Source organism: Solibacillus faecavium (assembly GCF_014836905.1).
GTDB lineage: Bacteria > Bacillota > Bacilli > Bacillales_A > Planococcaceae > Solibacillus > Solibacillus faecavium.
The window spans coordinates 575,047-586,770 of the sequence record NZ_JACSPZ010000001.1 but is presented as its reverse complement, the minus strand read 5'-3'; the positions used below and the strand labels follow the sequence as shown (position 1 = coordinate 586,770).

Below are 11,724 nucleotides of genomic sequence, written 5' to 3'. Positions count from 1 at the left end.
TTTTGCCTTTTAATTTCGAATAAATTCCATAAAGGTATGATATTGTACTAATAGGAAGAAATAGTGAGGTGAAGTTGATGAAAAAGAATATAGGTATCGTTATAATATTAGTTCTCGTCGTTACGATGCTAAGTACATATATTAAAAAGGAACTCGATAAAAGTACAGCGATCAGCAGTGATGCATTAGGAACAGAAATTGAATTAGGAGAGGAAATCGGACTTGAAAAAGGACAGTTCGCGCCTGATTTTACTTTATATAATATACAGGGAGAACCGGTGACCCTTTCAGATTTACGTGGGAAAAAGGTCGTACTTAATTTCTGGGCAACTTGGTGTCCACCCTGTGAGGCAGAAATGCCCCATATGCAAAAGTACTATGAGAAATACCGCGAAACAGACAATGTTGAAATTGTCGGTGTCAATGTTACGTATCACAGGGAAAAGATTGAACGTGTCGAGCAATTTTTGAAAAGCTATGATATAACATTTCCAATTGTTTTAGAATTGGAGGAGACAGTGTCCCGCCAATATGAACTTTTAACACTTCCATCGACCTTCATGATTGATACAGAGGGGAAAATTCAAAAGACAATTGTAGGTCCGCTTGATTTAGATACATTACGAGAAAATGTGACACAATTAAATTAATTCATGTTCTATCCGTCTTTATAAGTATGAATCTTTCTTTCGCTTCATAAATTTTATGGAACGGAGGAGAATTTGTGCGGAAAAGTCGGATTTTTTTATTAATTATTTTATTGCTATGTATAGGGGTAGGTGTCTATTGGGCATTGAAAATGCAGACACAGCCAAAAGTTGAACAGGCAGATTTTGCTGTGGTGAATGAACTGCACAAGTTAATAACGAGCGAGTCAGTTTATGATATTGATTCCGAAAAAATAGTGGAAGGCGCACTTCGCGGAATGGCCAATGCAATTAATGACCCATATAGCACATATTATTCGGAGCAAGAGGCGGCATTACATAAACAGACGCTCGCAAGTGAACGGATTGGAATCGGTCTGGAACTATCAGAAGCGAATGGCAAGTTTATCGTCGTAGCACCAATTAAATCTTCACCGGCAGAAAAAGCAGGAATCAGGCCATTGGATGAGCTTGTACAGATCAATGAGGTACGACTTGAAGGGAAAACGATGGGGGAAGTACGTAAGCTTATGCATGGTAAGGAAGGGGAAAGTGTGGAGCTCGTATTGTATCGACCTGAGCTAGAGCAACATGTAAAGCTAAGTATAAAAAGGGAACGCTTGAAAAATGATACTGTGCAAGGAGATGTAATTGAAGTAGAAGGAACGAAAATTGGATACATGACTATTTCGATGTTTGGTGAAAAAACTGCCGATGAATGGCAAAAATCTCTTGATGCATTAATTGAGCAGGATGTAGAAGGGTTAATCATTGATGTGCGTGACAATCCAGGTGGCTATTTACATAGTGTTGCACAAATGATGAGCATGTTTGAGCAAAAGGAAGTCGTATTTGCTTATATGCAAAACCATGATGGTGTAACAGAGCCACTGAAAACGAAGAAAATTGAACAGTTTGAACCCTATGCAAAATGGCTACGATCAACGCCAGTCACGATTTTACAAAATGAGGGAAGTGCCTCTGCAAGTGAAGTGTTTGCAGGTGCGCTGCAAGATTGGAAACGCGCCGTTATTATTGGCGTCACAAGTTTTGGGAAAGGGACTGTTCAGCAAACATGGGATCTACAAAATGGCGGAGAAGTGAAATTATCGACGAATAAATGGCTTACACCGTCCAAGCGCTGGGTACATGATGTTGGTGTGGAACCAGATGTAGAAGTGACTCAACACCCACTATACCGTGTAGAAACGAAAATACTGAGAGGTCGTTTTGAAGTAGGGGAGTATAGTGAAGAAGTTGCCTATAGTCAGCGGATTTTAAGTGAATTGGGCTTTACTATAAGTCGTACCGACGGATTTTTCGATATGGATACAGCACAGGAAGTAGCAAGCTTTAGAAGACAACAAGATTTGCCTGAAGGGCGTCATATGGATGAAGTTTTCTTCGCAGAACTAACGAAACAGCTTGAAACATTTAAACAATCACAGGTGAATGATATGCAATTGCAGATGGCGATTAGTTATGTAATGCATCAATTGGAATGATGTAATAATGTGATGCTCTTATAGAAAGAAAAAAGAATATCGGTATATGTAAGACGACCTCGAAATTGTTTATTTCAGGTCGTCTTTATTTTATTATCGGTACAAATGGGACTACGCATAATCAATAGGATTTGATACAATTAATTGTACGGTAGGTGAGAAAATGGATGAAACAATTTTAATTGAAATTTTGAAAGGGATTGGCCGACTTTTTATAAATCCTTTGATGTATATCGCTATAATATCTGCAATTTATTTAGGATACCGCAGAGTGAAACGTGAACGGCGATTCTTCAATAGGCGTATTTTAGGTGGCTGGTCCGAGTTGAAAAATATGCTAGTAATGGGGTTTGTACTTTCCGTCATTATTTCCGTTTTTAGTCTTGTCATTGGCTTAACGGTCTCACTCGAATTATTAACTGTTGTTTTTGTTGTAAGTCTCGTAGCATTAATTATTTATACTTATCATTTATTGTCACCGGCTATTGTAATGGCAATCGCTTTTTGTATGCTTGCTATTATGCAATGGCAAAATTGGACGTATTCTATCGGTCCGCTTGAATTGAATGGCACGGATGCAGTAACAAATCTTGTCATGACAGTACCAATATTGACAGGTCTTTTGTTAATGGCGGAAGGAATATTGATTCGCCGCTATGGTGGACGTTTTGCCTCTCCTATTATGGAGACGACTAAGCGCGGATTAAACGGTATCGGTTATTACAGTAAACAGCTTTGGGTATTGCCTGTATTTACAATAATACCAGGTAATGGGATTCAGAGTTTTGCTCCATTTTGGCCGCAGTTTACAGTGGGGGCTGAGCAGTTTTCACTCATTGTCTTCCCGTTTATAATTGGTTTCCAGCAAATGGTTCGTCAAAAGCTGCCGATGAACGTTTATCCTCAAATGGGGCGTTCGATAGTCATGATTGGTCAATTTGTATTGATAGTCGGATTGACTGCCTATTTTTCGCCTGTATTAGGTGCAGCAGCATTGGCATTAGGAGCAATTTCGCGGACAGTTATAGGGATTTATTACAGCCGTGCCGAAGATCGCAATAGCTATGCTGTGATGCGTAGTGATAGAGGTGTTATGATTGCAGGGATTTTACCGAATTCGCCGGCAGAAAAAATGGGCCTCTTGGCAGGAGAAGTAATAAAGCGTGTGAATGGACAAGATGTTTATACAGAAGAAGATTTATATAAAGCACTGCAAATTAATGCAGCCCATTGTCGTCTGGAAGTGCTGGATCATGCCGGTGAGTTGCGTTTAGCCCAACATGTTGTACATCGGGATGATAATTATAAAATTGGACTTTTGGTAGTGAACTAGATTATAGAAGGTAAAGAATCCCGTGAACACGGGGTTCTTTTTTTAAGGTTACATAGAATAATTTATGTTACTATAAAAGTGAAAAAGATCAAAATAAAATTTTGAATGCTTCGAGTATTTTATGTTTTGGCAGGAGTGAAGGTTATGTTGGATTGGATGACTATCGACAATATAGAAATTGTTGTAGAAAAATATAAATTATTAGGTCCCTTTTTCGGTATATTTTTAACTTTTATAGAATCTTTTTTACCAATATTACCTTTATTCGTCATCGTCGTTGCCAATGCAGCTGCCTACGGACTGTTTTGGGGCTTCCTACTGTCATGGCTTGGGACGGTTGCAGGATCTTATCTGTTTTTCTTAATGATTCGAAAGTTTGGGAAGTATCGTATCTTCCGTCGCATAAAAGAACAAACCCAAGTTAAAAAACTGATCCATTGGGTAGATATAAGAGGGTTTACACCATTATTTGTATTGCTATGTTTGCCATTCACACCGGTTGTTGTTGTAAACAGTGTGGCCGGTCTGTCAAATATTAAGAAAAAGTATTATTTTTTAACACTTTTTATTTCTAAGCCAATTATGATTTTTTTAATTAGTTATTTAGGTAGTGATTTACGAGAAATTATAGCGTCACCGGTAAAGATTATTATATCGATTGTGATTGTATTGGTCATCTGGGGTATCGGGAAACTTATCGAACGCATCTTAAATAAGCGTGTAGAGCGCGACTTGCGTGAAATTGAAAAACTTAGAAGAAATAAATAATATGTAATGATTAAACCTTGTTTTTTACAGTTGCGTAAATGAACAAGGTTTTGTTTTATGAATGCCATTAATGTACGAACATGTATTCTTATATTATAATAGATTAACAAAGATAAATGAGGTGAAATTATGACATTACGAGTCATTTCGGGTCGGGCAGGTACTGGGAAAACAGCTTTTATTCACCGCGAGATTGTGGAGGATTTAAAAACAAATTTGTTTGCCAATCCAATATTTATTTTAGTACCTGACCAAATGTCATTTACAACAGAGTATGAACTGACGACGAATTATGACATTGAAGGCATGATGCGGGCGCAAGTTATGACATTTAAGCGGTTGGCATGGTATGTACTGCAAAATGAAGGCGGTATTGCACGAGAGCGTATTGATGGCACAGGGTACCGCATGTTATTGCGCCGTATTTTGGAAGAACATCAAGAAGAATTTCTACTATTTAAACGAGCAGCCGGTAAGCGTGGTTTTACGAAGGAAGTCGAGCAAATTCTAAAAGAATTCAGTCAGTACCATATTGATGTGGAGACAATTGAGCCACTAATTAATTCTCTTAGAGAAAATGGAGCGAGTGAAGTACTGCTCCATAAATTGCATGATTTACACATAATATTAAAGCAGCTACATGAGCGCATAGGAACGGAATATATTGACGGGGACGGCTACTTTCCAATGCTAATTGAACGCATTCCGAAGATGGAAAGCTTGCGGGATACCCATGTGTATTTAGATGGGTTTGTTTCATTCAATGGACAGGAAATGTCGATATTAAAAGAGCTTTTAATTTATGCAAAGCGGGTCACAATTGTGCTGCCGTTGGAGGACCCTCAAGTTGATATGCTCGAAGGATCCGTATTTTACAGGGCCGCCATGACATATGAAAAAATAAAGCATGAACTGCAAAAGCTGCGTTTTGAACGGGGAATCGACATTGAAGAGGAGCCAAGAGTTCATCTCGAAGTAAATTACCGAGCAAAAAATCAGGACTTGCTGCAAATTGAACGAAGCTTTGACAAAGTTATTGACGCTCCAATTGAATCGACAGGAGATGCGCAAATATTGGAAGGGGTAAATCCACGAGCTGAAGTGCAAGGAATTGCCCAGGAAATAAAGCAACTCGTCTTAAAAAAAGGTTTGCGCTATAAAGATATCGGGATTATGTACCGCCAGGCGGATGTATATGAGGCAATTATCGGTACGACCTTTATGCAATACGAGATCCCTTTTTTCTCAAATGAGAAACGGGCAATGCTATATCATCCCCTTATTGAATTTAGTCGATCTGTGTTGGAAATTATTACAACAAATTGGAAATATGAGCCGATATTCCGGAGTATTAAAACGGATCTGTTCTTTCCATATGGAGCGAATTTAATGGCAATGCGAGACAGAGCCGACATTCTTGAAAATTTTGTCATTGCAAAAGGGATTGTCCATGATCGATGGCTAAACGAAGAAGTTTGGCATTATCGTCGTTTTAAATCTTTGGAAAAAGTAAATGTGATACAGACAGAAGATGAATTGGAACATGAACATCTTTTAAAGTCAGTCCGGGATTTAATCCGCGAACCTGTTTTAGCATTGCAAAATCGTTTGAAAGGTAAACGGACAGGCCGTGAAATTGTAGTGGCATTGTATGAGTTTATGGAACAACTGGATATTTATAAAAAGCTTTTAAAAATGCAGGAACAGGAAGAACTGACGAATGCACTACATCAATCACTGGAACATGAGCAGGCTTGGAATGGCTGGGTGCATATTTTAGAGCAATTCGATCTCATGTTCGGCGACAAAATTATGCCGTTGGAAGAAGTGGCACAAATATTAGATGAAGGCTTTGAAACACTTCAATTTTCAAGTGTGCCCCCAACTTTGGATGAGGTGACTGTTTCAACCGTTGAGTTTGCACGCTTTGATAACAAAAAGGCTATTTTTGTAATTGGTGTTAACGATGGTGTCTATCCGATGCGTATGGATGCAGGGGGATTATTATCTGATGATGAGCGGGAAGCCTTTGAAAAAATTGATGTTGAATTGGCGCCAGGTATAAAAAGTAGGCTGCTTCAGGAGAGCTTTCTATTTTACCGTGCGATTTCCTCGTCGACACAGTATTTATATATTACGTATGCAAATGCAGATGAGGAAAGTAAAGGTAAGCTTCCGTCGCTTTATATTAACCGACTGCATAAAATGTTCGAGGTTGTGGAAAATCAGGGAATGCAACAGGAGGAAACGGTTCGTACATTACCGCATCGGCAAATAGCGATGGATCCATTGGATGAACAACAAAAAGCTAATGTACTCCATTATTTACAGCACCCATCGCCATCGATTGGCTTTTTAATGACACAGCTGAAGCAATCACAAATTGAACGACGCCCGCTCTCAGAGGAATGGGCTGCGTTGAAAGCATTTTACGAACGGGATTCCGAATGGAGAAATGTGCTCAATATCGTGGGAAAACCATTGTATTCAATAAATGAAGCGGAGCCTTTGACAGAAGAAGTTGCTACGGCATTATATGGGGAAAACTTCCTAGCAAGCGTATCACGCATTGAACGTTTTTATAGCTGTCCGTATTCGCATTTTGCTTCTTACGGTCTTAAATTGCAGGAACGTACAGAATTTAAGTTAGAGACATTTGCAATGGGTGATCTATTCCATGAGGCGATTCGAACAATTTTATCGGAAAAAGAACCGACAATTTCATTGAATACGTATGTAAATTGTTACAAAAAGGCGAATGATACTATTTCTAAGCTCGTCGATTATTTCTCTTATAGTATTTTAAAAAGTAGCCATCGCTTTGAATATATTAAAACAAAGCTTGTGAAAATAGTAGCCCGTACGGTGTATGCACTAATGAACCAAAGTGAGCTGTCCAAGTTTAAAGCAATTGCTCATGAAAAGCCTTTCGGTAAGCGCGATGACAAAAATACCGAACAAGATGACAACAATCCATTGGATGCACTCGAAATTGAATTGGATCATAACCGCAAAATGTATGTCCGTGGTCAAATTGACCGTATTGATGCTTATAAAGACGCAGAAAATTTATATTTGCGTGTTATTGATTACAAATCAAGTGGCCGCAAACTTGATTTTACTGAAGTATATAATGGCATTTCCCTTCAGCTGTTAACTTATTTGGATGTGGCGATGAAAAACATCCCGATTATCGCACGTGAAGGTAAATTCATTCAGGACTTATCAGAGCTGGAAAATATTATTGTCCAAGCGGCTGGAATGTTCTATTTACATGTACACAATCCGCTTATTCCAACTGAAGATTATGAAGAACAGGACCGGGTGGAAAATTTACGACAAGAGAAGTTTAAACTAAGTGGTTATATGTTAAAGGATGTAGAAATCGCACAACTAATGGATCAATCCCTCGAACCGAATAAAACGTCCATTATTGTTCCGGCTGCATTTAAAAGCGGCGAGGATCCTGAATTTAATAACCGCTCGTCAAAAGTGATCGAACAAGGACAAATGGAAAATCTACAAGAGTTTGTTCATTATAAATTCCGTCAGGCTGGGAATAAAATTTATGAAGGCAATACAGAAATCAAACCGTATAGCCTAGGTAACCAAAAAGCCTGTACATTTTGCAGCTATAAAGCGGTATGCCAATTTGATCAAGCAGAGACGGGCAATAGCTTTAATGAAATAAAGAAACAGCCGGAGCAAGAAGTATTTAAAAATATTGAAAAGGTGGTGTGTGTTCATGACGATTCCAGCGAAGCCGAATGACGTTCAATGGACGGATGTACAGTGGAAAGCCATCTATGCATCCGGTCATGATATTTTAGTATCTGCAGCCGCTGGTTCAGGAAAGACCGCGGTTTTAATCGAGCGGCTTATTCAAAAAATTGTAGCGCCGGAAGAAAAACGTATTGATGTGGATGAACTGCTAGTTGTAACCTTTACGAATGCATCTGCTGCAGAAATGCGAAATCGAATGGCAGAAGCACTTGAAAAAGCTCTTACTGAAAATCCAAGCAACCTTTTTCTGCGTAGACAATTAAGTTTATTAAACAAAGCGCAAATTTCCACATTGCATTCGTTTTGTTTATCGATTTGCCGTGAATATGCATACACAATTGATTTAGACCCTGGTTTTCGCCTGGCAAGTACAGAAGAAGCTTCGTTATTGCAGGATGATGTGCTGATGGACGTGCTTGAAAAAGCGTACCGTGGCGATATGGAAACGCTCTTTACGAAAGAGGAGCTTTATACATTGATTGATAGCTTTGCATCAGATCGAAGTGACCAGGCAATCGAACTATTGCTGCAGGAAATGTACAAAGTTTCACGCGTACAGCCTAATCCGTACGAATGGCTGCAAACATTGCCGGAAAAATATGATATTGATCCGAACAGCCCAATAGACGACTTAGCGATTGCACAAGAAGTTCGCCCATTTATTATTGCAAGCTTGAAGGAGATTGCAGCCCGCCTTGAAAAAGGTTTGCACATTGTTTCGGTCGTGCCCGCTTTAGAAAAAAATAAGCCATTGTTTGCAGCGGAATATACAGGGGTGACACATGTATTAAATGCAATGGAAAATGGTTCATGGGAGCAAGCTTATGAGTTAATCCCTTCCATTGAATTTGGACGGATTAAACCGTTGACGAAAAAAGATACGGAAGAAGACAAAGAATCGTATGCGGTGGCAAAAAATCACCGTGACACAGCTAAAGAAATGCTGAATTCATTAAAGGACACATTTTTTGCCCGGCATCCAAAGCTCTATGTACAGGAAATGGCGGCAACAAAGCCTATTTTAGAAACGCTAGTAAAGCTGACAATTGAATATAGTGAAGCGTTTAAATTAGCCAAACAAGAGCGCGGCTTACTGGATTTCTCGGATTTAGAGCATTATGCCTTGGAGATATTAACGGATCCACAAAGTGATTCCAAAATACCGCAACCATCCGATGTGGCACGCACCTTCCAAAAACGTTTTAAAGAAGTACTTGTAGATGAGTATCAGGATGTGAATTTCTTGCAGGAGACAATTTTACAACTTGTGAAAAGCGGAGGAGAGCAGGACGGGAATATGTTCATGGTTGGTGATGTGAAGCAAAGTATCTACGCATTTCGACTTGCAGAGCCCCGCCTATTTCTTGAAAAATATAAGCGCTTTGAAGAGGATCCATCCGATACAGGAATGAAGATTGATTTAAACGCCAATTTCCGTAGTCGCTCCGAAGTGCTAGAAGGTACGAACTATGTATTCGAACAAATTATGGATGAGGAAGTCGGAGAAATTGCGTACGATGAGCAGGCAAAATTAAAGTTCGGTGCTAGCTATGATGAACAGGAGGTCCCGATTGAGCTTGTGTTGCTTGAAGGTGATTCGAAGGCGCAAAACGTGCCCGGCACTGAAGATGGAGCTGAAGAAGAAAGCATTAGCTCAGCCCAACAGGAGGCACGCTACATTATTCAACGTATTCGCGATTTAGTTGACAATGGTGGACAAGTATACAATCCGAAAACGAAATCGATGCGTTCAGTCAGCTACCGGGATATCGTCGTATTAATGCGTTCCCGTACATGGTATACGACCTTTGCGGAGGAGTTTAAATTAGCGGGCCTTCCGCTTTATGCTGAAACAGATGGAGGCTATTTTGAATCATTGGAAGTAATGATTATGATTAACACGCTAAAAGTAATCGACAATCCATATCAAGATATTCCGCTTGCTTCTGTTTTGCGGGCACCGTTCATTGGGCTGACAGAAAATGAATTGGCGAAAATCCGACTAGTGAATAGGAAAGTACCATTTTACGAGGCGTTAAAACAGTATAAAGAAGAAGCGAAGGGCGAGATGCCGATTGAAACAGAAGCTAAGCTTGACAGATTTTTCGCATTGCACGACAAGTGGCGTAACTTCAGCCGTCACGGTGCGCTCGCTGATTTAGTTTGGCAAGTATATTTGGATACAAATTACTTCGAAATGGTCGGTGCGATGTCCAACGGGAAGCAACGTCAGGCAAATTTACGTGCACTTCATGACCGTGCACTGAGCTATGAGAAAACATCATTCCGTGGCTTGTTCCGATTTTTACGCTTTATCGACCGTATGCATTCACGCGGAGACGATTTAGGTGTTGCGAAGTCCACAAGTGAAGCGGATGACGTAGTGACTTTGCTGACAATCCATAAGTCGAAGGGACTTGAATATCCGGTCGTATTCGTTGCCGGCATGAGCCGTACATTTAATACGAAAGATTTAGGGAACCGCTATATATTTGATCAGGACTTTGGGTTGGCTATTAAATCAGTAAATCCAGACTTGAATATTATTTCTACTTCTCTTCCACATTTGTATGTGAAGGAAAAGAAATTGGCCAAAATGAAAGCTGAGGAAATGCGTGTATTGTATGTAGCGATGACCCGGGCAAAAGAGCGGCTTATTTTAGTCGGCTCGATTAAAGATTGGGAAAAGCAAAAAGAAGAATGGACATTTTACCAGGAATTGAAAGAAACCGTACTTCCGGCATATATCCGTTCAAAGGCAAACAGTTATTTAAGTTGGGTTGGACCAGCTGTTGCTCGTCACCAAGACTTCCTATTTGTAAGTTATGGGTATTCGAGCAAAGCTACGACAACACCGCAGTGGTCGATTACGGTAATACCGAATCATGACTATTTAGCAGCAACTGAAGTAGAGCTAACGGAAGAGGAAGTAGTGGAGGAAGTTATAAATGAAGATATCGTTCAGCTACTAACGGAACGATTCACGACACCTTATTTTTACAAAGATGCTGTAACGAAAAAGTCCAAAACGTCCGTTTCAGAGCTTAAACGTATGGAAAGTTTGCAGCAAATGGAAGAGGAGCATTTATACAATTCCGAAGCAAAACGTTATGTAAAAACAGAAGTACCAAGCTTTATGCTAAAAGAGAAGAAAAAAAGAAAGCTTTCTGCTACTGAAGTAGGTACGGCAGTGCATGCTGTTATGCAGCATATCCCGCAGCATGGATTTGCTACAATTGAAGAAACAGAACGATTTATACAATCCCTTGTTGATCGCCAATTACTTCAACAACTGGAAGCGGACGCGGTATCTGCTGAAAAGGTATATGCCTTTTTCGGAACAGAAGTAGGACAACGTTTTAAAACGGCGAAGGAAATTTTAAGAGAAGTACCTTTTACGATGAGTTTGAAGGATGAAGACGGTGACGCACAAATCATACAAGGTGTCATCGACTGTATATTTGAAGATGCGGAAGGTAAATGGGTACTGCTGGACTATAAAACGGATTATATTGAACAGATGATTTTGGGCGATTTAGAGAAAATTAAACGAAAAATGACAAAATCCTACCAAATTCAATTAAACTATTATCAGCATGCTGTACAATCTATTAAGCGTATCGAAATTAGCGAACGTATTTTGTATTTATATAGCATTGGACTAGAAGTAAAAATGGATTAGGGGGAT

Annotated in this window: 6 protein-coding genes; all 6 read left to right on the top strand. The window is 39.6% G+C overall.

What is annotated here, in order from left to right; genetic code table 11:
- The first annotated feature begins 77 nt into the window (after positions 1–77).
- The 6 genes from H9635_RS02935 (at position 78) to addA (ending at position 11,718) form a co-directional block, all read left to right on the top strand.
- The gene (locus H9635_RS02935) at positions 78–650 is read left to right on the top strand and encodes a peroxiredoxin family protein (RefSeq protein WP_191698641.1); all 573 of its coding nucleotides are present in this window, start codon (positions 78–80) and stop codon (positions 648–650) included.
- 74 nt (positions 651–724) lie between these two features.
- Positions 725–2,152 carry a S41 family peptidase gene (locus H9635_RS02930; protein WP_191698640.1) on the top strand — a complete coding sequence of 476 codons (1,428 nt, stop codon included), beginning with the start codon at positions 725–727 and terminating at the stop codon, positions 2,150–2,152.
- 163 nt (positions 2,153–2,315) lie between these two features.
- Positions 2,316–3,485, top strand: coding sequence for a PDZ domain-containing protein (locus H9635_RS02925; protein ID WP_191698639.1), 1,170 nt, complete (start codon positions 2,316–2,318; stop codon positions 3,483–3,485).
- Positions 3,486–3,629: 144 nt separating this feature from the next.
- Positions 3,630–4,253, top strand: a complete 624-nt coding sequence (locus tag H9635_RS02920; protein WP_191698638.1) for a TVP38/TMEM64 family protein — start codon at positions 3,630–3,632, stop codon at positions 4,251–4,253.
- A 129-nt stretch (positions 4,254–4,382) separates the two neighbouring features.
- Positions 4,383–8,024: a helicase-exonuclease AddAB subunit AddB gene (gene addB / locus H9635_RS02915; protein ID WP_191698637.1), complete on the top strand. Its 3,642-nt coding sequence runs from the start codon at positions 4,383–4,385 to the stop codon at positions 8,022–8,024.
- Positions 7,999–11,718, top strand: a complete 3,720-nt coding sequence (addA, locus tag H9635_RS02910) for a helicase-exonuclease AddAB subunit AddA (protein WP_191698636.1) — start codon at positions 7,999–8,001, stop codon at positions 11,716–11,718. The genes addB and addA overlap by 26 nt, the downstream gene beginning before the upstream one ends.
- The last annotated feature ends 6 nt before the right edge of the window (positions 11,719–11,724 follow it).